Annotated in this window: 25 protein-coding genes and 4 pseudogenes; 22 read left to right on the top strand and 7 right to left on the bottom strand. The window is 37.1% G+C overall.

The window, feature by feature from the left end:
* The first annotated feature begins 6 nt into the window (after positions 1–6).
* Entirely contained in the window at positions 7–237 is a 231-nt protein-coding gene (locus BTR1S_RS06540) for a hypothetical protein (protein ID WP_006636979.1), read from the top strand.
* A 277-nt stretch (positions 238–514) separates the two neighbouring features.
* On the opposite strand, the gene BTR1S_RS21720 is transcribed toward BTR1S_RS06540, so the two are convergent.
* Together BTR1S_RS21720 and BTR1S_RS21715 are read right to left on the bottom strand one after the other, a co-directional pair.
* Positions 515–688 (bottom strand): hypothetical protein, encoded by a 174-nt coding sequence (locus BTR1S_RS21720; RefSeq protein WP_224254501.1) that lies wholly within the window; start codon positions 686–688, stop codon positions 515–517.
* 40 nt (positions 689–728) lie between these two features.
* Positions 729–893, bottom strand: a pseudogene (locus BTR1S_RS21715) (XkdX family protein); the annotation flags it as partial.
* On the opposite strand from BTR1S_RS21715, the pseudogene BTR1S_RS23770 reads away from it, so the two are divergent.
* The 5 genes and pseudogenes from BTR1S_RS23770 to BTR1S_RS21710 form a co-directional block, all read left to right on the top strand.
* Positions 889–1,020: pseudogene (locus tag BTR1S_RS23770) on the top strand (YonV C-terminus-related protein); the annotation flags it as partial. The pseudogenes BTR1S_RS21715 and BTR1S_RS23770 sit on opposite strands and share 5 nt — an antisense overlap.
* 544 nt (positions 1,021–1,564) lie before the next feature.
* Complete coding sequence (locus tag BTR1S_RS06535; RefSeq protein ID WP_006636980.1) at positions 1,565–2,032, top strand: DUF6323 family protein; 468 nt, start codon at positions 1,565–1,567, stop codon at positions 2,030–2,032.
* Position 2,033: 1 nt separating this feature from the next.
* The gene (locus tag BTR1S_RS06530; protein WP_006636981.1) at positions 2,034–3,470 is read left to right on the top strand and encodes a DUF6179 domain-containing protein; all 1,437 of its coding nucleotides are present in this window, start codon (positions 2,034–2,036) and stop codon (positions 3,468–3,470) included.
* A gap of 251 nt (positions 3,471–3,721) precedes the next feature.
* Positions 3,722–3,823 carry a response regulator aspartate phosphatase gene (locus BTR1S_RS22750; RefSeq protein WP_224254503.1) on the top strand — a complete coding sequence of 34 codons (102 nt, stop codon included), beginning with the start codon at positions 3,722–3,724 and terminating at the stop codon, positions 3,821–3,823.
* Positions 3,824–3,908: 85 nt separating this feature from the next.
* A pseudogene (locus BTR1S_RS21710) lies at positions 3,909–4,088 on the top strand (NPP1 family protein); the annotation flags it as partial.
* Positions 4,089–4,216: 128 nt separating this feature from the next.
* Here BTR1S_RS21710 and BTR1S_RS23125 read toward each other — a convergent pair.
* A pseudogene (locus BTR1S_RS23125) lies at positions 4,217–4,410 on the bottom strand (YxxD family cognate immunity protein YxxD); the annotation flags it as partial.
* Between the two features lie 608 nt (positions 4,411–5,018).
* Between BTR1S_RS23125 and BTR1S_RS06525 the strand changes: the two are divergent.
* Positions 5,019–5,507 (top strand): cation:proton antiporter regulatory subunit, encoded by a 489-nt coding sequence (locus BTR1S_RS06525; RefSeq protein ID WP_006636982.1) that lies wholly within the window; start codon positions 5,019–5,021, stop codon positions 5,505–5,507.
* Positions 5,508–5,523: 16 nt separating this feature from the next.
* On the top strand, positions 5,524–6,747 hold the full coding sequence (locus tag BTR1S_RS06520) for a cation:proton antiporter (RefSeq protein ID WP_006636983.1): 1,224 nt from the start codon (positions 5,524–5,526) through the stop codon (positions 6,745–6,747).
* 616 nt (positions 6,748–7,363) lie between these two features.
* On the opposite strand, the gene BTR1S_RS06515 is transcribed toward BTR1S_RS06520, so the two are convergent.
* Positions 7,364–7,747, bottom strand: a complete 384-nt coding sequence (locus BTR1S_RS06515) for a UPF0715 family protein (protein WP_029418890.1) — start codon at positions 7,745–7,747, stop codon at positions 7,364–7,366.
* Between the two features lie 530 nt (positions 7,748–8,277).
* Here BTR1S_RS06515 and BTR1S_RS06510 point away from each other — a divergent pair.
* Positions 8,278–8,529 carry a hypothetical protein gene (locus tag BTR1S_RS06510; RefSeq protein ID WP_006636985.1) on the top strand — a complete coding sequence of 84 codons (252 nt, stop codon included), beginning with the start codon at positions 8,278–8,280 and terminating at the stop codon, positions 8,527–8,529.
* A 262-nt stretch (positions 8,530–8,791) separates the two neighbouring features.
* Here BTR1S_RS06510 and alr read toward each other — a convergent pair whose 3' ends face one another.
* On the bottom strand, positions 8,792–9,973 hold the full coding sequence (gene alr, locus BTR1S_RS06505) for an alanine racemase (RefSeq protein ID WP_029418889.1): 1,182 nt from the start codon (positions 9,971–9,973) through the stop codon (positions 8,792–8,794).
* Positions 9,974–10,694: 721 nt separating this feature from the next.
* Here alr and BTR1S_RS06495 point away from each other — a divergent pair.
* The 3 genes from BTR1S_RS06495 to BTR1S_RS06485 all read left to right on the top strand — a co-directional run bounded on the left by BTR1S_RS06495 (position 10,695) and on the right by BTR1S_RS06485 (position 12,492).
* The gene (locus BTR1S_RS06495) at positions 10,695–11,159 is read left to right on the top strand and encodes a DUF2691 family protein (protein WP_029418887.1); all 465 of its coding nucleotides are present in this window, start codon (positions 10,695–10,697) and stop codon (positions 11,157–11,159) included.
* Positions 11,160–11,188: 29 nt separating this feature from the next.
* Entirely contained in the window at positions 11,189–11,623 is a 435-nt protein-coding gene (locus tag BTR1S_RS06490; protein WP_006636989.1) for a dUTP diphosphatase, read from the top strand.
* 428 nt (positions 11,624–12,051) lie between these two features.
* Positions 12,052–12,492: a hypothetical protein gene (locus tag BTR1S_RS06485; RefSeq protein WP_006636990.1), complete on the top strand. Its 441-nt coding sequence runs from the start codon at positions 12,052–12,054 to the stop codon at positions 12,490–12,492.
* Positions 12,493–12,872: 380 nt separating this feature from the next.
* On the opposite strand, the gene adhP is transcribed toward BTR1S_RS06485, so the two are convergent.
* Positions 12,873–13,889: an alcohol dehydrogenase AdhP gene (gene adhP / locus BTR1S_RS06480; RefSeq protein WP_006636991.1), complete on the bottom strand. Its 1,017-nt coding sequence runs from the start codon at positions 13,887–13,889 to the stop codon at positions 12,873–12,875.
* Between the two features lie 275 nt (positions 13,890–14,164).
* On the opposite strand from adhP, the gene BTR1S_RS06475 reads away from it, so the two are divergent.
* The 9 genes from BTR1S_RS06475 (at position 14,165) to BTR1S_RS06445 (ending at position 19,262) form a co-directional block, all read left to right on the top strand.
* On the top strand, positions 14,165–14,671 hold the full coding sequence (locus tag BTR1S_RS06475) for a Rok-like winged helix domain-containing protein (protein ID WP_029418886.1): 507 nt from the start codon (positions 14,165–14,167) through the stop codon (positions 14,669–14,671).
* A 224-nt stretch (positions 14,672–14,895) separates the two neighbouring features.
* Positions 14,896–15,123, top strand: coding sequence for a hypothetical protein (locus tag BTR1S_RS23120; protein WP_224254505.1), 228 nt, complete (start codon positions 14,896–14,898; stop codon positions 15,121–15,123).
* A 273-nt stretch (positions 15,124–15,396) separates the two neighbouring features.
* Positions 15,397–15,534: a response regulator aspartate phosphatase gene (locus BTR1S_RS23115; RefSeq protein WP_236835616.1), complete on the top strand. Its 138-nt coding sequence runs from the start codon at positions 15,397–15,399 to the stop codon at positions 15,532–15,534.
* Between the two features lie 327 nt (positions 15,535–15,861).
* Positions 15,862–16,164, top strand: coding sequence for a hypothetical protein (locus BTR1S_RS06465; protein ID WP_006636995.1), 303 nt, complete (start codon positions 15,862–15,864; stop codon positions 16,162–16,164).
* The gene (locus tag BTR1S_RS06460) at positions 16,165–16,368 is read left to right on the top strand and encodes a helix-turn-helix transcriptional regulator (protein ID WP_006636996.1); all 204 of its coding nucleotides are present in this window, start codon (positions 16,165–16,167) and stop codon (positions 16,366–16,368) included.
* Positions 16,369–16,454: 86 nt separating this feature from the next.
* Positions 16,455–16,871: a VOC family protein gene (locus tag BTR1S_RS06455; RefSeq protein ID WP_006636997.1), complete on the top strand. Its 417-nt coding sequence runs from the start codon at positions 16,455–16,457 to the stop codon at positions 16,869–16,871.
* 336 nt (positions 16,872–17,207) lie between these two features.
* Positions 17,208–17,384: a hypothetical protein gene (locus BTR1S_RS22435; RefSeq protein ID WP_006636998.1), complete on the top strand. Its 177-nt coding sequence runs from the start codon at positions 17,208–17,210 to the stop codon at positions 17,382–17,384.
* A 137-nt stretch (positions 17,385–17,521) separates the two neighbouring features.
* Positions 17,522–18,295, top strand: a complete 774-nt coding sequence (locus tag BTR1S_RS06450; RefSeq protein ID WP_006636999.1) for an acetoin reductase — start codon at positions 17,522–17,524, stop codon at positions 18,293–18,295.
* A gap of 241 nt (positions 18,296–18,536) precedes the next feature.
* Positions 18,537–19,262: an NPP1 family protein gene (locus BTR1S_RS06445; RefSeq protein ID WP_029418884.1), complete on the top strand. Its 726-nt coding sequence runs from the start codon at positions 18,537–18,539 to the stop codon at positions 19,260–19,262.
* 405 nt (positions 19,263–19,667) lie between these two features.
* Here BTR1S_RS06445 and BTR1S_RS21695 read toward each other — a convergent pair whose 3' ends face one another.
* Positions 19,668–19,766 carry a YjcZ family sporulation protein gene (locus BTR1S_RS21695; RefSeq protein WP_081605354.1) on the bottom strand — a complete coding sequence of 33 codons (99 nt, stop codon included), beginning with the start codon at positions 19,764–19,766 and terminating at the stop codon, positions 19,668–19,670.
* A gap of 194 nt (positions 19,767–19,960) precedes the next feature.
* On the opposite strand from BTR1S_RS21695, the gene BTR1S_RS06440 reads away from it, so the two are divergent.
* Positions 19,961–20,896: an aldo/keto reductase gene (locus BTR1S_RS06440; RefSeq protein WP_029418883.1), complete on the top strand. Its 936-nt coding sequence runs from the start codon at positions 19,961–19,963 to the stop codon at positions 20,894–20,896.
* Positions 20,897–20,906: the final 10 nt, after the last annotated feature.

The raw sequence follows: 20,906 nt of genomic DNA, 5'->3' as shown, positions 1-20,906 counted from the left end.
AACGAAATGGATAATCAAGTTTTGCAAGCGATCTACGAAATGCAAAAGGAAATGAAAGAAGGCTTCAAAAGCGTAAATGAGCGTTTAGATACAATCGACAAAACATTAACACGCATTGAAGAAAACGAGCCTGAAGAAGTCATATCCATGCTTAAACTAATCAATAAGAACATTGAACGTGATCATAGATACAACGACAAGAAGTTCTCTGAGTTGAACGAAGGATTCATGATTTAGAGGAACGATTGAATAATTAATAAGATTATTGAATGCCGGACAATTCAAGGTTCCTATACATAGGATATCAGATTACGTTGCCTCACATAGAAGCGGAGATCATAGAATAATACACATAGCATTTAGGAGCAGTTGATGAGACTGCTCTTTTTTTATTTCGTATTCACGAAAAGCAGAAGGGAAGGATGTAGTGTAAATCGACATCCTTCATGACCTGTTTAACATTCATCTCTTCTGATATCATTTAACATATAGAGATAAGCTAAATCTCCAGCACCTAAATCAGTTTTAACTCCTTTTTTTGATTGGATCTCAAGTCTTTCAGGAGAGTATTATTGTAATTCGGATAAATGCAAGTATGATATTGATCATTCAATTCGATTCTTTGCTTTTCATTATATTTCTTATTATCCTCTTTAATATGACTGAGCGTTAATTTTTGCGTTGTCATCATAATTCCTCCTTTTAAATCCAAAATAAAAAACACCTTTTGGTGTCACACACGTTCCCAAATCCACACTGACATTAATGAATGGTTTATCATAGCTTCTACCTGTAATTTCTTCATACTCAGCAGGAACGAAATGACCCCACTCAACGTAATCTCTCATAATAGAATCGTCTTCATAGCAGCCCCAATCATAAACAAGGAAGATAAAGGGTAACGGTTATACTAAAGGTTTTGTTTCATGCAATGCAAGAGCTGCAAATAATTTTAAACATAAAGAATACCTAGCGTATACAATTGATCAGGGACCTTTTACATTATCTGAATTACTTCAAAAGAATAAACATATGAAAACCTTGGGATGCTGATCAATATTTAAAACTGCTTTCACTGTCTTAATTTGGTCTGTACCTTCCCAAACCCTTCGCAGACTAATACATACAACTTTATAAACTAATTAAAAATAATATAAATATAAAGAAAAACGAATTTGAAAAATATGATAAACCAAACCCTGATAATCCAATTATGATTTAATGGTTTAACTTGAATGATGTAGAGCAGGTAGGATAAAAAACAATTTTAAACAGAATGGAGTATAAGGAGATAAAAATTTTGGAGGTAAAACGTAATTTTGCAAAAGACGGAAAACTCTTGAAGGGAATTAAAAATGTTTTTGAGGAATAAAAAAGCCGAATCGTATCTTGTAGCCTTTAAGAGGGAAAGAAACAATACTGATGAAAAACAACTATTGACATATTTAAGTAAATAGAATAAATTATTGTTTACGGACTAAAAGAGTCCAATTTTATTATAACACAAAAGATATAAAAAGTCAATGTTTTTTTTAAAAAAATGCTTTTGAAAGGAAGAGAGGTTATGAACTTATCTCGGATTTTGAATTCCATTCAATTATCTCCCCAATCTAAACCAATAGTCGAACTACTTGAATTAAATGAAAAAACAAAAGAGCATGGCCTGATTTTAACGCCCAACGATATAAAAACGTTAATGGTTTTTAGAAATAAAGTGCTTCATGATCATGGACGTATAGAACTGGGGATTGAAGTATTAAAGGAATTAATTGAGGTGTTTGCTGCCTCCCCCTATACGGATGAGGATAATTATGTTGAAACGTTAAACGAGCTTCAGGAGATTTTTTATTATCTTAGAAATGAAACAGAAGATAAGATTGGGGACATGAAACTGATTCATCAGATGATGGAGTGTTTTAACGGGCCTTCTGCCGGGTCTTTAGAGTTATTAAGAAGTAACATGGAGGAATTCGCGGATAGTTTCAGAAGGGATAAGATAAGAAGTGAGTCTTTATATAAAGGTGATGAATAACATGGACTTAGATAACACTTTAAATCGTTATGATTCGGTATCAAATTTTACTATTGATAAATCAAAGCTAAAGCAAAGTCAATATATGTTGTCACTTCTAAAAGAAGGCCAAAATGTTGGAGCTATTACCAGTGAGAAAGCTTGCCAGATACAGGTAGAGATGATGCAAATCCTGCAACGATTGATAGGTCAGTATACCCAAGGGGAAAGTACGTCAGTGACAACGGAAACGGCGGAAGGGATTATGGTTTCCCTCATGTATGCAATGGATGCTTATGCTCTCCATTTTGAGAAACCTGAAGAGGTTGTAGTGCATTTGCGTTCTGATAGTGTAAAAAATATATATACCAAAGGTGTCGAATTACTTCACCATTATTTTGAAGAAACTAAACAATTGTATCAAGACGTGAAAAAAATGAAATTAGATGTTCCTGTTGATGCTTATAATTTAACTATTGACGAATCGTTACCTGTATTTATGAACAATTATAATATTATTTTTGAAGCTCAAAACACAATGGCGAGCATTGACTATCCTTTAGCCATTGACAATATGCAACTTCAAGGTGTTTTTTATATTAAACAGTATTTAGAACGACTGCTAATAGAAACGAGATTCTGTCACTTTTTTAACCATCAGGATTTAATGTATGTCTTGACAAACTTCGGGAGAATATGCCGCTTTAATTATCGCATTGAACTTTTTAATATTTTTGAGTTAATGATAAACAATGCTGTTTTTTCACTGCTATCCGGGGGTGGCGCCAATCAAGTCAGAATTTCTGAAGTTCAATATGACAGGTTGAGTCGGTTGTTAAGTGATTGCCATGCAGATAAAAGGGCAAATTTGATTAACGAAGCATTTGATCGGTTACAGAGGGATTTACAAACGGATCAAACGCTTACCAGTTATATCAATTTGTATCGTGATGAATTTATTCAAAGGGTAAATAACGCTGCGGAAATTGATAGCTTCAAAATGTTGATCATCAGGGAAATTGAAGAGAGCGAAAAACCAATGGCGTTAATGTTAAATGAAAATGATCGTATGAGTGATATTGAAATTCGGAAATTGGTGGATTGCATCATGGGAAGTGAAAACATAACAGAAAAAATATCACTGATTCGCGATCATTTTGTTTCACTTCATGATTATCTGGATTTGCTAAATTCGGGATGTCTGTTTGACGACGAATATGACGCACTTTTTGCTACGTTTGGAAATTTTGAATTGGCTATTTTTGCTAAAATTGTATTTTATGAAGAATTAAGAGGGGGAATTCGGAATTTCTTTGACATTGTTGCTGACTGCACTGAAGCAAAGAGCGAGTGGGAAACGTATTATATAAAGTTTATCAAGCAATTGGAAGATGAGCGCATTGCAGCTGTTGGACACCTGATCGATGATATTGACTATGAGGAGATATCGTTTTATTGAGTAAAGACGTAATTAAAAAGGGAGAGTCTAAAGTCAACAGTTAATAACAAAAACAGCTATGAGAAGGAGTCTGAATAAAATAGCAGTTTTAAATTAAAATGTAGGAAAATTCATGTTTTCAATACTAAAAATTTCAAAAGTATAGTACAAAGAGTTTTCAAGAATCTAAGTATTAGAAAGATTGCTCTTAAAAACAACTGGCTTGATGAAGCCGAAAAGATGAAATCTGAGGTTAAACAAGAGATCGCTATATGGAAGAAAATCAGGATGTTCTTATCTATTTTTCATTGCTAGAATTCCGTCATAGAATACCTCTATCCAGAAGCAGCGAGAGATATAGAGGTTCATTATGAAGAGTTTAGCTGATAGTAGCCCAGAGCGTGAAGCAGTTCTTTTTGTCTAAAATGGTACATTCCTGCATATGATGCTCCTCAAGCCCCGCTACATCATGGCTTGTATGTTGATAGCATAAAAAGCGGCATGCAACCGCTGATTGGACGGGATGATCTGACCCCTGCTGCAAGACATGCTCTTAATACAATCAGCTTTGGCAAAGCCAATGTTCCTTTTAATGATGCTAATTTTAACAACAATTTAAGAAAAGCTTGGTTTAAATAAAATTTGTCACATATTGAAAGAGTCCTTCTTAAAGAGTTGGGCTCTTTTTTTCAATCCATGAACGTTTTGCTCTGCTGACGGCATTTACGAGCCGAAAACAAAGGCTAAAATTGAAGAGAGGGCTGTTTTTATAAATTCCAACTTGTCAATTGCTGTTCATCATTATTTATTTTCCATATTTTCTGACCATCCGCTAAGTATACTGCACTTGGTGGATCATCATAAAGGGAAATTTCAAGGAGTTTTCTCCTTGTCTCAACCAATCATACACACTACATTCATTAGGAGTGGGGTGAAATAAAATATTATTTACTTGAAATGTGTCCTTTTTTATATATAGTGTGTCAGGTCCTACAAACAACAAATTAGCATTTGCAGCATCCCAAATTGAGCTAAAGTGTTCAACCAGGTTCTTTTTGCATGTAACTTCTGTAGGTTTATTAAACTGTTCCTGAATCCCTCTGCAATTACCCGTTAATTCAGATGGAATCCTGCGATTAAGCGAGCATTCGTGAGAAAATCGTATAAAACTGAGGAAGTCGAAAGATCTTTAATCAAGTGTTGGCTAATTACATAATCTTTGGCGTTTGCATTGTTACAAATAAATACTATAATGGTATTGAGTTACATGGATAAAGGAGGCTCATTGAGCAATATATGTAAATTATGTTGAGTGCGTTAATTTTATAAAATATGTAAAAAAGTGTTCGGAACAATCTTACCTTCTTTTTTGTCTTCACATCTAAATTTATCGGAGTAAGAAGGGGCAATAGGGAAGGAGGTTTCTTTTGAAAACGGTTTCATCATTCGGCCCTTCTGAGTCGTTCAAATGTCTTGGAATTTAAAATGGGGAAGGAATGCAAAATTGAAGTCAATCTTAAGAAAAGCCCTAATCCATATCCATTATTGTTTTCAGAGGAGGAATATTAAATGAATATTCGGGAAATTGAGCTTCCGGGAATCGGATATAAGTTTGAGATCTTTACAAAAAATCAGGATAAGTTGGTCATTGTAATCCATGATGACGGCCGCAGAGAAATTTATCATTTTGATGCTGACGATCATGAAGAGGTTTTGGTCAGTGCTACATTTAACGATTCTGAAGCCAGAAAAATTGCAAGTATACTAGGAGGTATGGCATATAAACCTAAAGCTTTAGAAACTGTAGAATTTGCCTTTGATGATACAATCATTGAATGGTATCAAGTAGAGCCCAATGCACCCGCTGTAAATAAAACCATTGGTGAAATTGATATCAGAAATAACTTTGGAGTTACTGTCATTGCTATTAAGAAAAAAAACAGCAAAAAGTCACACAATCCGGGATCTGATACAGTTATTGAAGCTGGCGACACATTAGTTGTTTCAGGAGAAAGACAGCAGATTAAAGAATTAATTAAAAAGCTGCTATCAACGTAAGGAGTGGAGAATATAGATGGATCACTTAGTATTTGAAGTTGGTACGGCACTTGTTATAGTTGCGATTGGAGCTGTTGTTGCAAACAGACTAAAGTTTTCAATCATCCCCTTTCTAATTATTTTTGGGATGATTGTGGGCCCACATGCTCCGACGATTGGGATCATTGATTTAACATTTATCGAAAGTCAGGAGATTATTCAATTCCTAGGCCGAATAGGCGTACTTTTTTTGCTTTTCTATTTAGGGCTTGAATTTTCCGTTGGCAAACTGGTCAAATCAGGGCAAAACATCGTAGTAGGCGGCAGTATCTATGTGGCCATTAACTTTATCTTAGGTCTTCTGTATGGATTTGTCACAGGTATGCCTTGGATGGAAACACTCATTATTGCTGGACTGCTTAGTGTATCTTCTAGTGCGATTGTAGCCAAAGTTCTTGTCGATTTAAAAAGAACAGCTAATCCCGAAACAGAGCTCATACTGGGGATTATTTTATTTGACGATATCTTTCTGGCTTTATTTTTAACAACTGTATCGGGAATTTTGCTTGCAGGTTCTACATCTTTTCTCGGTATCTTCACCTCTGTACTTATTTCTGTTGGTTATATGTTACTATTCTTTATTATCGCACGAAAAGGAGCCTCGTTATTAAATAAATGGTTAAACATAAAATCAGATGAAATTTTTATTATTGTGATATTTTCGATCCTATTTTTTGTTGCGGGATTTTCAGAAACACTTCACGTGGCAGAAGCGATTGGTGCCTTATTGTTAGGTTTGGTTTTTTCTGAGACTGAGCATCGGGATCGTATTGAACATCTTGTCGTTCCATTTAGGGATTTCTTTGGGGCCATTTTCTTTTTCAGTTTTGGATTAAGTATTGATCCATCAACATTAGCTGATGCCATTTGGCTGGCACTAGGTGCAGCTATACTTACGATAATAAGCAATTTTGTGGCCGGAATGATTTCTGGAAGGAAAGCGGGGCTATCCCATAAAGCTTCTACTAATATCGGATTAACCATCATGGCTCGGGGAGAATTTTCTATCATCGTAGCTAATTTAGGGGTTACAGCAGGATTAAATCCTATTTTAACGCCTTTTACCGCGCTCTATGTTCTCATTCTGGCAGTTGCAGGACCACTTATGGCAAAAGAAAGTAAGAGTTTTTATAAACATTTAAACAAAATTTTCAAGTGGAGCAAACCTGCGGAAAAGAGAAAAATGAAAACACCCAATTAATCTATATGCCTATCTTTCCCAATTGGCAACAGTTACTTCACTTAAACTTACATTATCAACATAACATTCACTTTCCTTCAATAAAAATCAGCTTCTTTCAAACTACGTTGCTTTGCACTATTGGAGTGAGAGCCGCAGCGGATGGCTTCACATGTGCGTTTTTCCTTTCTTTTTGTCTTATACGATCTTGTACTGATACATTCGGCAACTGGGGCTTCTTATGATCCTGCCTCCGTTTCCTTGAATCCGCAAATTGTTAAGAGTGAGTGATCTTATTTCAAAGTAATGCCGCAATAGAATCTTCACCCCAAATGTAAAATCATTCTCCTTAATCATTTGCGGTATATTGTTTGCCGTAATTGGGTCGGCTGATACAATAATTACTTCAATTTTTTTGTTTGGTCTGGGTGTTTTATACGAAAACAATGTCAGAAATAGAGGGACGCATAACGTCGTCTTCTTTTTTTATCGTGCTATTAGATTATAATCCGCACACAAGTCTATCCTTGGGAGTGCGAGCAGTATATGCTCAGTATCAATCTGTCGACCTCTTGACACCACTGGTGCCAAGGGGTTTTAATTCGCGGGTATTTTTAATAGTAAGATGCAGGAAAAATTAATGCTCGGTAATTTTCTTTTGTGCAACTATCGAATCCCAAAACCAGTATGTAATAGCAGCAACCACACTATAGAAATATATTTCAAGTCTTGCAAATAAGGGCGGATAACCAGGGATGCTTGCGAGATAAAAAAGCAAAAAGTTTGCTGCCGATGACACGAGTAAATAGAACAGGAAATAAACGAACGAGAATTTTTTTGGTTTTTTATTCAGAACATACTGCAAAGGAATCGCAAATATTAATAAAGGGAAGAAAAAATAAAAAGGAAATACAATGAGCAAATATATTTGAGAGAAAGCGCCAGTTATCAAATATTGAATCAAGCCTAAGGTTAGGCTTGAAAACAAAATCGTTATAGTGAAACCTGCCATTTTTTTCATAAAGCCCCTTCCTTGTGTAATCAATACATTTTAGCTGAAGGTTGAGGTTTAAACGTCAAAAATTGTCCATTCTATTCTAATGCCAAATCAAGTTCCTGCTGAAGTTTTCTTCTTAAATGGCCACATGCCAATATTCACCTCGAATCTATTATCGAGCAAATGTGGAAATTTTTAAAGGGGGACTAGTGTTCAAATAGGTTGAGAAGAAACACTGGAATCCAAGAGTTTATTGATAAATTTATAGAGTTACCCAATAGGCATTATTGTAAAGTCCGCTATAATAGCAAAGAGAAGCATACTTAAAGCGAACCCCGCCCTGAAAAGTGGTGTTCTTTTGTTTTTCGGTTAAGGAAGAGGGGTTGAAAGGGAACACTCCTTATTAAACAAATGTAAATATGTGTATTATTTTTGAAAAATTTTTCAATTCTACATTATTTGACAATTTTTTCATCCTTGAAGTGTTAAGATCAAGATGCCTATTAAATGGACAAGCATTTAATAGGAAAACAAAATGTAAAGGGGATGTGTTTATGTTTAAAAACAAATTCAAAAAAGTAGTGGGAGCGGTTGCAGTTGCCGGGGCTTTGTTAGTATCTGGACTACCTGCAAGTGCGGCGCCGGATTTAACGCCTATTCGAGATAAATATCCAGATGCATATCAATTCCAATGGAATGGCGACAATACTGTAACTGTTTTCTTTAGAGACAGTGAAGGTAAATCTTATTCTAGAACATATACATGTGTAACAGTTATCAGTGGTACTTGCTACGTATATAAGTGATTAAATCGTAACTTATTTTTTAAATTCTGTCTCAAGCAATTGAGACAGAATTTTTTTATCGCATTATTGGTAAACTTCTTCATCTTCCTTTCACTCAGCAGCTTTATAGTGACTGCATCAAGGATTGGAATGGGGAGGCGGTTGCACCATATACGACCATAATAGCTAATGATGTTAACATCACTTTGTTTCCTTTTTTGGATAAAGTGATGTTCTTCTGTGCAACCCCTCAAGTAAGGTGATTACAAGAGGGATTAAAAACCTACACGTATAATACCGGAGTCGACACCTTCAAAATCTCGCCATCTCTTATATAAATACGAGGGACGCGGCGGCTTATGGTAGATACCACTTCATAGTTAATCGTATCCAGCATGTCAGCCACTTCATCAACGGAAATCTCTGCTCCTTTTTGCCGGCCGTAAATCACAACTTCCTCTCCTTGTCTCCCTTCACCCTCTCCTAAACTAACCATTATCATATCCATTGTCACTCTTCCCGCCACCGGCACTCGTCTTCCGCGATGAAGAACAAACCCGCGATTGGAAAGTGCGCGGGAATAACCGTCAGCATAGCCGACCGGAAGTGTAGCGATTACTTCCCCAGGCTCCGCGATGTATGTAGCACCATAACTAATGGTCCGCGGTTCTGTCAGCATGGTTTTCACATAAGCGATACGCGCTTTCAAACTTAATGCAGGAACAAGCTTAACGAGATTGAGTTGCTTTATATATTCTGAAGGATATAACCCATACATACCTATACCTAAACGAATCATATCAGCGCTAAACTCCGGGAAAGCGATAGAAGCAGCCGTGTTATTCATATGCACGGTGGGCAGCTCAAACCCTTGATCTTTTAGAAAGCGAAGAAAACTGATAAACTTATCATGCTGCAGTCTGGTGAGTGTAGTATCTGGCTCATCAGCTGTTGAAAAATGTGTAAAGATTCCTTTCCATCTAAGGAATTTGCTTGCTGTAAGTGCTTTCACTATTTCTGAAAGCTTTTCTTTTGTCCGTACACCTAATCGCCCCATGCCGGTATCCACATTAATATGGATATTCAACCGGTTCGTCTCCGCTTCTTTTTCCAATATTTCGTTCGCTTCTTTTATCCAATCAACCTGAAATGCTGATAACGTGATATTCCATGCTGCTGACTCTTTGACACATCTAAGGGGTGTAAAACCAAGCACAAGGATAGGTGCTGTAATCTCCGCTTTTCGTAATACGATTCCTTCCTCAAGGCTGGCAACAGCGAGCTCACTCGCCCCATGTTCCAATGCATGGCGCGCCACTTCGACCGACCCGTGACCATAAGCGTTCGCTTTTACGACAGCCATAATTTTGCTCTTCTTTGGAATATGATGGCGAATCGCTCGTAAATTTTTTTTAATGGCATCAAGATCCACTTCTGCCCAAACTTCACGGCAAAGCTTTTTCATCAACGTTTCCTTCTTTCTTATAGAATAGTATAAACCGCATGTAGCCGTTCCATAAATTCCTTAACATCAATGTTGGTGCTTTCAATCTAATTTTTATTCAACCTTTACTGAAATCATTCAACAGTAAACCGTTGATATAACGAGAAGAAGTTCATCGATGTCACAACTAGGGGATCATATACATCATAAATTCAAGAGGCCTTTTCAATCTTCTGTTTGAGAAAATTCGGGATCACTCTTTGCAGCTATTGAAGAAGAGAAGTTTGCTGAGCAGTATGAATTAATGCAATCTGGGAAATCACCTATCAAATTATCCATGGTATATGAAGAAAATGAGTTTGGGGCAGACCTGAAGATGTTAACTTTATTGGTTGATTATGAAAATAAAATCGCTCGATTTTTCTTGACCACAATAGGAAATGGGTGCAAAACAGCAACAGGAGACATTATAATCAAACTTGGACTACTTGTCATAAATTCCACTCTTGCGATTGTTGTTACGTACGGGCAGCTGAGTATGGAGTGATGAGGTCACTGTCACAATCCTTCTCGTCAAAAATGGAAATAAAATGAAATGCAGTATTAGGTCAAGTGGTGAAGATGAGAAAGGGGACTGGCGTCAAAGTTTTAGCTGGAGATAAGGGTTATTAGATTGTTATACTTTAATTAGGTTTGAGTATATAATTACATATTCAGTTTTTGACCCTAGAAAGGAGTTTTAATGAGAAGGGGAGTAAGTTTTCAAATACCAAATGAATATGGAAACTACCTATGGAAGATATTAAAGCCATTTAACGTAGGGAACTATTTGTGGAAAATGGGTGGGGAATCTTATTTCGTTATAGACGGTGAGTTAGATTATGAACAATTTCTTTTAGACAACTCAGTAATTGAAGGAGCAGACTTAGCCAGTCGTTTACGAAATAATCAGTACTATGCCATTTTCGTTGAATTACAAGCATATCCATTGGGCAAAGTAGTTAATCAAATCAATACATATGAAGAGTTTATGAACAGTGAATGCGAACTTGTCCTATTATTGGTAGACAGTAGTTATGTTTCGATATACTGCAAAGACATAAATGTTGTTGAAAAGCTTTATCTAAATGCCTTAAAGAATGAATTCGAAGATGTTAAATTTATAACTGATGAAAACGATGTAAGAACAAGTCTTACCGTATGGTAATGCAATAAATAATAAAGGAGCTAATACATATGTCACTGCAAATCAAAATCAAATATTCAGATGAAACACAAACACGAATTTCAAAAATTGCACAAGGTGATTGGATTGATCTAAGAGCCGCGGAAGATGTATCAATTCCAAAAGGCGAGTTTAAATTGATCCCTCTTGGAGTAGCGATGGAATTGCCTGAAGGATATGAAGCTCATGTTGTTCCTCGTTCAAGTACATATAAAAACTTTGGAATCATTCAGACAAATTCTATGGGCGTGATTGATGAGTCATACAAAGGGGACGATGATTTCTGGTTTTTCCCGGCTTATGCGTTAAGAGACACTGAAATTAAGAAAGGAGAACGTATTTGCCAGTTCAGAATCATGAAGAAGATGCCTGCAGTTGAATTGGTTGAAGTTGATCATTTAGGCAACGAAAATCGCGGAGGACACGGCTCAACCGGCACTAAGTAAATAAACAAGCCTTGGCTGCCTTCATACTATGCAGAGTGCAGCCAAGGGATCATTTTTATATTTTCGCCTCCGCATGACATCAAGTGGAAGAAATTAACAAATTGAAAAATAAAATGTTCTTAAAATTAACCATAGCCATAATGACAGCTCTCAAACAACTTGGATTATCGGCATGGCCACTCATCCGGGTGTAACATTCGAGTAATGCAAACAATTCTTTTCCGATAATGACATTTTTCCCTTCATTAACACCAGTTGTTCATGTTATCAGTTTTCTATAGAAGGGGGTACTGCTTCTCTATTTCAGACCTCACTTGTTCGATCGACGCTTCCATCACTAAACCACTTAAAGACACTTTACAATTAAACTTCTGATTTCCTTTTTATTGAAAAAGAGTTATAATGCGGGTAAATAGGGAGGGGTGTTCATGAAAAAATTTTTAGCTTGTACGGTGTTAACATTTTTATTGGCTTTGAATTTCAATGTGCAGAATTCAATGGCAAAGATCACAAAGGATCAAAAAAAAGTCAGTTTTACGATGACTGAGGATAACATAGGGTTTTTTATGGCTGACAGTAATAATAAGGATAATTATTCAACCTGGCCTTATTACAGATTTACAATATTTAATGCGGATGGATGTACTCTCAACATTAAATTGCAGAGGATAACAATAAGCAATAGATATTTTACGCTAAGCGAAAAAGAGTTTACTGGAAATCATTTTGATTTTAGCGCCACCGACAAAGTAGCAGGAACCCCAAGAAGGAACCATTATATAGACATTACTAAGGTGTCTGATGGCTGCGGTGACGTCAAAATTAAAGGTTTTTACGGCTTTGAACATGAGGAGCCGGACTGGAATTAATCTGAAACGTTTAATGCCGCCTGAAAGGAGAGAACTGCTTCCCTTTCTATTCAACACATCAATAAAACGCTGTCTAAACAATTTTTCTCTCCTTTCAAGATCATCACTATCTCCACCGTATTGGCTTATGAGAATTGATGCAGAGAGAAACCATTCTTCAAGTGCATCCTCAAATATTTCTGATAGTTCCTCCTTCACCATAAAAACAAAACCCTCGATACTCTGGAAGGATGATTCGCATATATCGGCCATAACGAGATATCCTTCTGGCATAGGCGATTCGAGCAGTTCATAAGCCGATAGCTTTAAAGAAGAGGGGACCCAAGGCTATCGACAACATCTCGACAGCCTTATTGATTTGGACTTTTACTTTAAAATTATTACTCAGCAAAATCTATAACCATACGGCCTGTTACTTTACCCTGTTCCATTTCTTCAAAAATATCATGAACATCTTGGATTGGACGTTTTGTAACTTTAGGAACAACCTTGCCTTCTGCAGCAAATTGGAAAGCTTCCTTCAAGTCTTCTCTAGTACCAACTAATGAACCTATAACTTGAATTCCATCCAGTACAAGACGAGGAATATCCAAATCCATCTTGTCTACGGGTAAACCAACAGCAACTGCTCGAGCGCCAGCTTTTACAACATCAATTGCTTGGTTGAAAGGGGTTTTAGCAACAGCAGTAATTATTGTAGCATCGAGACCTAAACCGTTTGTCACTTCTTTTGCCGTAGCAACTGGGTCTTCATTTAAGCTGTTTACAACAATATCTGCACCTAAGCTTTCAGCAAGCTCCAATTTTTCATCGTTAATATCGAAAGCAATCACTTTAGCGTTAAATACATTCTTTGCATATTGCACAGCTAAGTTGCCCAAACCACCGACACCAAATACACCGATCCATTGACCAGGCTTAATTTCACTGACTTTTACTGCTTTATATGTTGTTACACCTGCACAAGTAATACTGCTTGCTGCTGCCGGATCTAAATTTTCAGGCACTTTTACTGCATAATCGGCTGTTACGATTGCTTCTTCAGCCATTGCTCCATCAACTGTATAACCGGCATTTTTCACATCACGGCATAGTGTTTCACGACCTGTTAAGCAGTACTCACAGTGACCACAGCTTTCAAACATCCACGCAATAGAGACGCGATCTCCCTCTTTTAAGGTCGTTACGCCTTCACCAATCTCGGTTACAATCCCTATTCCTTCATGACCTAAAGTGACGCCTGCAACATCACCAAAATCAGCATTCTTAACATGTAAGTCAGTATGGCATACACCGCAGTATTCCATCTTGACTTTGGCTTCACCATGTTTTAAAGGACGCAATTCTTTTTTTACTACCTCTACACTTTTGTCTTTTGTTGCTATTACTGCTTTCATTCAAATAACACCCCTTCCAATTTTTGTTAGGTAATTGGTCCTACACTCATAATTTAGCACACTATTCTGTTCTCAAAATCAACATAAATATGAACTTTTTAGATAAAAGGCAGACCGTGTACTCAAATGATATAATTTCGACACCCTAAAAAAGGGGAATCAACTTCCGTCGTGAGAAGGAGCTTATTGCATTTAAATAAATTAACAAAACAATTGTTAAAGTTAAAAAATTGCTATAAACTATAATAAAATAATATTTTTGGGAGATGGGAATGTTGTTCAACGAAAGAGAAGCACTCCGATTAAGACTTGAACAGCTCAAAGATGCTGAGATTAATGCCGTGCGGGAACTTCGAACAGAGCGAAATGAAATTTATGCAAAGCTGCGTGAATTAGACAGTCAGGGTGATTCCCCCGAAATGAATAAAAAATCATTAATTGAGCTGGTCAGTGAAACCGCAAAGTCTTTTGAAAATAATAAATTAAAACATCCGGCTTCATCAAATGATTCCATCTCAAAACCGAGAAAACCCAAACCTGGAACAAAGGCTTATAAACACCGTGAAGCAGCATTAAAAATATTACAGAACCAAAAAGGTGAAATAAGGGGTTATGAGCTTCAAAAGGAAATTGAAAAAGAAACGGGTATACCCATCAATAATATGACAACTTTTATGCAGGGGTTGATGAGATTCCATCCTGAAGTTGAAAAAACATATCGCGGCCGCTATGTTTATAGAAAAACGAAAGCGAATGCAATGAATGAAAGCCCTTCTGAATAAGGGCTTTCTTACATGTGATAACACAAATACAAATGTAACAAGGCCATAAGAACCACGCTTCAAGAAATGAAGAAGAGGGTTTACACTTGTGCAGGCGGCATCAGATTTTGTTCCCGTTGGCTATTTTTAGCGTATTTTTAAATTTAAGATCTGCATCATAGGAATAAACGGAAGAAGTTTACATATCGGAAGAGTTAAACCAAGGGGCGGTTATTCATTCGATCATGAGAATTTTAACAACCGGCGGTGCATTTTTTATGGGATTCATTTTAACTAGAGTCAAGGTGAATCGATATGGGGAGTTGTTTGTCGCCGCTGGAATAGTTGAGGGAACAGCATTTTTCATTACAGGCATGAACTCACTTTTGCTTCTGGTTTTTATTGCAGCCTTTGTATTAGGAGCGACAATTAATGCCATCAATGTCCCTGAGCATACAAATATCGGTTGCTGATGAAGATCAACCCCAAGTATACGCTATTATAAGCATGATTTCATATGTGATGATTCCTCTGGGCGCTTTAATAGCTGAGTATATGGAATATATTTTTCTGTATATAGAATATTTAGAGTTTTAAAGAGAGATAATATTAATTTTCTTATCAAGAAGGGCATCTTTTCATCGCTTTGCTTCATTTAACGAGAGGGGGTTAAGAAGTGGCTACTGAAAGCGTGATTCCTTATCAAGAATAACAGGCGTGCTGCTGCAGAAAAAGCAAAAGAAGAGGTGGAGCAAGAAATAGCAATGATGGAAGAAAATCAAGATGCTCTTGTTTATTTTTCGTTGTTGGAGTTCCGTCATCAGCTTATGCTGGGAGAACTTTATCCAACTGCTGATACAACGATAAGCAATACAAAAAGCTGAAGGAAACAAAGTGGGAACGAAGATCTCAACGGAATGCTTGAATATTATTATCATTTTTTATGGGAATGTACTACTTCAGACAAAAAGAGCTTGTATTCTCATTGAATTGCTACAGAAGGGCTGAAATGGAAATCGAAGCGATCGAAAGTGACCGAACAGAAAAGGCTGAATCTTATTTTAGGCTGTTTTCTAAAAGATTGTTGTTTTTAGTTATAATTGTATAAAAAAAATTTATAGTGTAAAAAGTATTTGACATTTTTGAAGCTATTGCTACAATAATAAGTGTCAAATACTTTTTACATTTTTAATAAGGAGGAAAACTAAAAAATGGATTGGGTTAAAATTGTGTATTCAGTCATATTATTAGTTTGCGGAATTTTGATTTTTGCTGCACCATTTTCTCAAAAGGGTGATGAAAGAAGGAAGTTTATCAACACGAAAGCTCAATCATATGTATTTATCGTAGTTACAGGTATGCTGATTTTAGAAGTTGCACAGTCAATTTATCTAACTATTCAGGGGAATACTTCTTATAATGGTTATGGAATTTCGCCGATAATGTTTCTGACGGTGATTTTAATTATATACCTGGTAACATTACTAATTTACAGGAAAAAATATGGTGATTAAATGGAAAATCACATTAAGAAATTAAGAAAATCAGCTAAATTATCCCAGGAAGAACTGGCTAAACTCTGTAAGGTATCCAGACAAACAATAAATGCAATTGAAAATGATAAATACGACCCTACTTTACAATTAGCGTTTGACATAGCCTCTGTATTGGATACCACAGTAGATGAGCTTTTCATCAGTGGTTCAATTAGAAAGTGATAAAACGAGCTTTTTCAAACTGATTTGGGCAATTAAAGAGACTTCTTTTTTCTGATGCGAAAAAATCTTTTTGGGGGGGCTATATTTTGAAACCAAGAATTACAGTGATAACACTGGGAGTAGAAGATTTGGAAAAATCACTTCATTTCTACCGCGATGGATTAGGGCTTTCCACAGACGGTATTGTTGGAAAAGAGTTTGAACATGGTGCTGTTGCTTTTTTCGATTTACAAGCAGGCCTCAGGCTTGCAATTTGGAAGAGGGATGATATCGCCCATGACACTAAGCTTAAAAAGACAGCGCCAAGCCCAACAGAATTTACGATAGGGCATAATGTTGGAAGCAAAGAGGAAGTAGATGAGGTCATGGCACGGGCGAAGAAAGCAGGTGCCGCTATAACAGTTCCGCCACACGATACTTTCTGGGGCGGCTATTCTGGATATTTCCAAGACCCTGATGGCCATCTATGGGAGGTAGTCTGGAATCCGGATTGGGAAATTTAAAAATTGTTTGTTTTGTGTTTCGAAAGGCTAATCTTAATATAGATATCACTATAAAGAGACATCCGTTAGGATGCCTTTTCTTTTTTAAACTTCGCTTGTTCAGTAAGGTTGTATGGAGCTGCTTTTGACAGCTGATCACTTCCTTTCCTTGTTTAAATTTGGAATAGAAGCAAACATAAGAAAAAGAACTCAAAGCATCCATCAGGAACATTGACTCAATTTTTTGATTTTTTATGTATGACAAAAAAGAAATATGATAGGGTTAGTGGTAAATAATGATCCAAAGTAATATTGTAGAATCCTAGGGTTGCAGTCAATTCTAAATGGGGGAGCCTCATGAACAACAAGAAAAGTGTTTTTGATATTGTAATGTACATTATTTTCGGTGTGATAAGCCTTTATTTAGTGTCGAAAACTGATTTTGGCACTGGAGTGTTAGTGTTTATTGCAATTTTATATCTTGCTGCAATTTTTTATAAGGTTAAACAAGTATTTAGTCATGCTGATTCTTAAGGTTTTCCTCTCTGCAAAATCAGTCATTCAAACTACATTTAATTAAGCGCCCCATGCGTCTGCAAACAAAATTGACATCGATTTTGCTATACTGAAAGAGATGAACACACTAATTTTTTCGCAAAAGGGGAATGTTTATGAACAAGGTAGCAATCGTTACAGGTTCTGCAGGCGGATTAGGGAAAGGCATAGCTGAGAGGCTATGCAAGGATGGTTTTCGTGTTGTGCTGCATGATATAAATGAAGCACTGCTAAACAAAACGGTTTCAGAATTTGAAGAAAAAAATTTTCGTGTTATCGGTGTTAAAGGGGATGTATCTAAACGAGAAGACCAGTTCAATTTAGTGAAAAAAGCAGTCGCTGCATTTGGCCGTTTAGATGTTTTTGTGAACAATGCGGGGATCGATGCGGTTTCGCCGTTTTTGGAAATTACAGAAGAACAGCTCAACAGATTGTTTAACATTAATGTGAATGGTGTGGTATTTGGCACTCAGGCAGCGGCAGAACAATTCATTAAGCAAGAAACAAAAGGAAAAATCATTAATGCCTGCAGTATAGCAGGCCACGAATCATTTGAAATGCTTGGCACATATTCTGCAACTAAGCATGCCGTAAAATCTTTCACACATTCAGCCGCTAAAGAGTTGGCTAAATATAAAATAACCGTAAATGCATACTGTCCAGGTGTTGCAAAAACAAAAATGTGGGACAGAATCGATGAAGAAATGGTTAAGTACAGTGATGACTTAAAGCCGGGGGAAGCTTTTGAAAAGTTCTCTTCAGAAATTGCGCTCAAAAGATATCAAACACCTGAAGATGTCGCTAATTTAGTATCTTTCTTGGCTTCAGATGATTCAGATTATATAACCGGCCAGGCTATACTGACTGATGGCGGTCTTGTTTATCGATAAGAAATGCAGTGCATCGGTTGGAAATTAAAAGAGAGATGATCAGAAATGATCGTCTCTCTTTTATTTATCGTGCTATCGTTTAAGAAAATATTGAGAAAAGGAGGAGTCTCCAGTTTTTAACCTGGGGATTCCTTTTATAAATCGAATCACATCCATCCTTGAAAAATAGTACAAATGATGCAATTGACAAAGCATGCCCCTTACATACAATCAATCTTATAAAGGAAGAGGAGGTAAAAAAATGAAGAAAATTGTATGTGCCGCACTGTTACTGTCATTTTTTTCATCTGCCAGCCTGGTTCCAACTGCAAATGCAGGTGTCATTGATCATGACAAAGTGGTAGGATTCAAAGAAGTAGCCCCTTCAACCGTTTCTCAAAAAGCAGCAAAACGTTTTCAGCCATATTTGAAGGTGTACAGCGGATGTGTGCCATTTCCTGCAGTCGATGCGCAAGGCAACACAAGTGGAGGGTTGGAGCCTACTGGAGCGCCTGAAGGACATTGCAGCAAAAATACTGGACAAGTATATACGCGCTCTGCCTGGTACAATGGAGTTTGGGCTATTATGTATTCCTGGTATTTTCCTAAAGATGAAGCTTCGCCTGGATTAGGTCATAGACACGACTGGGAAGGAATCGTCGTATGGGTTGATAATCCGGCAAATCAAAATCCAAAAGCTTTATCGGTTGCATATTCAGGCCACGGAAAATTTACAAATGCAGCTCCTAGCGGAACCAACATGAAAGATGGCACTCATCCTTTGATTGCCTATGACAGCACGTGGCCGCTCAACCATGAATTGATGATGAGCGATCGTGTTGTAGGTGGCACTCAGCCGTTAATCGGCTGGGATGATTTAACTCCTGCTGCAAGGAATGCACTAAATACAACAGATTTCGGAAAAGCAAACGTTCCTTTTAACGATAAAAACTTTATGAATAACTTAGGAAAAGCTTGGTTTAAATAATTTCTAATTGGTTTTTACAGTTGAATCAGATAATAGAAGCAATTTTACATATTGGCTGGTGTGATGACGATATTTAATCGAATTCATACCAGTTTTTTATTTTAAAGAACCGTCTAATGGCTGAGGGTTTTTTGGGACAGGCAGCACTTATGGAAACTGCCATTCCGGGTCATCTGTAACTGAAACTGCATGCGACGATTCTTACCCGCTGAAACAGCTGTAAAGAGAAAAGACCCTTAAAAAGGGCCTTTTATTACGTCATTCAATAACATGGGGAGGAGTAAATAAATCAGGGAAAAGCATTTTTTTCTGACAGTGGTTTGAGAGTGCAGTGATAACACTTTTGCTTACCGTGTACCGACATGTTATTCCTGCACTTCTCAAATAGGAGTTGGGGAATGACGATTAATAAAATCCGCCGCCAACCCAGCTGGCTCCGACGATGATCAAGAGAATGAACAAAACAACAATTAACGCAAAACCTGTTCCGTAACCTCCGCTCATGTAGTTCACCTCCTTGAAGTCATAGTTCATCCTATGTTAATCACGAGTTATTGTATAGATCATATATAAGGGGTTTCAAAAATAAACTTATAATCTTTATTCACCAGTTTTTCCAAGGAGGAGAGGGTGCCCGTATCGAATACTAGGAGTGAACAGCAATTCTTACCAGCACATCTCAAAAGGAGGTATTTTAAGTGAAATACAACAGGATAGCTAATACCGATTTGCAAGTGTCAAATCTGATAATGGGAAATATGCGTTTAACTGAGCTGTCTGTATCTGCTGCTGAAAAGCTTATTCGTACAGCGATGGAGGAGAACATTAACTTTTTTGATCATGCAGATATTTATGGATCCGAATTTGTCGGCCAATGTGAGGAACATTTTGCGAAAGCGGTTCAAATGAACGCCGGTATACGCGAGAAAATGGTTCTGCAAACAAAATGCGGCATCAACTCCGCAAAAAATTACTATGATTTTTCAAAAGAGCATATTATTGATTCCGCCAACAATAGTTTAAATCGATTAAAAACGGATTATCTGGATATTCTTTTGCTTCATCGTCCCGACCCGTTGATGGATCCGGAGGAGGTTGCCGAGGCGTTTGATGAGCTTCATGCCAGCGGAAAGGTAAGGTATTTTGGCGTATCAAACCACAATCCGGCACAGATTCAATTACTGGAAAAGTATATTCGGCATAAAGTGGTGGTAAACCAGCTCCAATTCAGCATTGCCCATACACCGCTGATTGATGCGGGAATTGCTTTAAATATGGGAGCAGATCAAGCGATTAACCGCGACAGCAGTATATTGGAATATTGCCGTCTGCATGATATTACGGTACAAGCATGGTCGCCCTTCCAAACCGGCTTTTTTAAAGGGCCGTTTTTGGGAGATCATGAAAAATTCCCAAAACTAAATGAAGTGATTGAGCAAATTGCTAGAAAATATGATGTGCCAAACACGGCAATCGCTGTTGCTTGGATTACAACTCATCCGGCTGATATTCAAGTGGTGCTCGGTACGACGAAAATGAAGAGAATGAAGGATGCGTGCAAGGGTTCTGAAATCAAGCTGACCCGTGAGGAATGGTATGAGATTTACAAAGCAGCCGGCAACATCGTGCCATAAATATAAAATT

The sequence above is a fragment of the Bacillus sonorensis NBRC 101234 = KCTC 13918 genome, assembly GCF_001592005.1.
Lineage (GTDB): Bacteria > Bacillota > Bacilli > Bacillales > Bacillaceae > Bacillus > Bacillus sonorensis.
The sequence above is the reverse complement of the archived record's forward strand: the minus strand, read 5'-3'. Positions and strand labels throughout refer to the sequence as shown.

Coding starts and splice junctions, on each gene's coding strand:
- BTR1S_RS06540 (WP_006636979.1), top strand. CDS start 7: ATGGATAATCAAGTTTTGCAAGCGATCTACGAAATGCAAAAGGAAATG.
- BTR1S_RS21720 (WP_224254501.1), bottom strand. CDS start 688: ATGACAACGCAAAAATTAACGCTCAGTCATATTAAAGAGGATAATAAG.
- BTR1S_RS06535 (WP_006636980.1), top strand. CDS start 1,565: ATGAACTTATCTCGGATTTTGAATTCCATTCAATTATCTCCCCAATCT.
- BTR1S_RS06530 (WP_006636981.1), top strand. CDS start 2,034: ATGGACTTAGATAACACTTTAAATCGTTATGATTCGGTATCAAATTTT.
- BTR1S_RS22750 (WP_224254503.1), top strand. CDS start 3,722: ATGGAAGAAAATCAGGATGTTCTTATCTATTTTTCATTGCTAGAATTC.
- BTR1S_RS06525 (WP_006636982.1), top strand. CDS start 5,019: ATGAATATTCGGGAAATTGAGCTTCCGGGAATCGGATATAAGTTTGAG.
- BTR1S_RS06520 (WP_006636983.1), top strand. CDS start 5,524: ATGGATCACTTAGTATTTGAAGTTGGTACGGCACTTGTTATAGTTGCG.
- BTR1S_RS06515 (WP_029418890.1), bottom strand. CDS start 7,747: ATGAAAAAAATGGCAGGTTTCACTATAACGATTTTGTTTTCAAGCCTA.
- BTR1S_RS06510 (WP_006636985.1), top strand. CDS start 8,278: ATGTTTAAAAACAAATTCAAAAAAGTAGTGGGAGCGGTTGCAGTTGCC.
- alr (WP_029418889.1), bottom strand. CDS start 9,973: ATGAAAAAGCTTTGCCGTGAAGTTTGGGCAGAAGTGGATCTTGATGCC.
- BTR1S_RS06495 (WP_029418887.1), top strand. CDS start 10,695: ATGAGAAGGGGAGTAAGTTTTCAAATACCAAATGAATATGGAAACTAC.
- BTR1S_RS06490 (WP_006636989.1), top strand. CDS start 11,189: ATGTCACTGCAAATCAAAATCAAATATTCAGATGAAACACAAACACGA.
- BTR1S_RS06485 (WP_006636990.1), top strand. CDS start 12,052: ATGAAAAAATTTTTAGCTTGTACGGTGTTAACATTTTTATTGGCTTTG.
- adhP (WP_006636991.1), bottom strand. CDS start 13,889: ATGAAAGCAGTAATAGCAACAAAAGACAAAAGTGTAGAGGTAGTAAAA.
- BTR1S_RS23120 (WP_224254505.1), top strand. CDS start 14,896: ATGAGAATTTTAACAACCGGCGGTGCATTTTTTATGGGATTCATTTTA.
- BTR1S_RS06465 (WP_006636995.1), top strand. CDS start 15,862: ATGGATTGGGTTAAAATTGTGTATTCAGTCATATTATTAGTTTGCGGA.
- BTR1S_RS06460 (WP_006636996.1), top strand. CDS start 16,165: ATGGAAAATCACATTAAGAAATTAAGAAAATCAGCTAAATTATCCCAG.
- BTR1S_RS22435 (WP_006636998.1), top strand. CDS start 17,208: ATGAACAACAAGAAAAGTGTTTTTGATATTGTAATGTACATTATTTTC.
- BTR1S_RS06450 (WP_006636999.1), top strand. CDS start 17,522: ATGAACAAGGTAGCAATCGTTACAGGTTCTGCAGGCGGATTAGGGAAA.
- BTR1S_RS06445 (WP_029418884.1), top strand. CDS start 18,537: ATGAAGAAAATTGTATGTGCCGCACTGTTACTGTCATTTTTTTCATCT.
- BTR1S_RS21695 (WP_081605354.1), bottom strand. CDS start 19,766: ATGAGCGGAGGTTACGGAACAGGTTTTGCGTTAATTGTTGTTTTGTTC.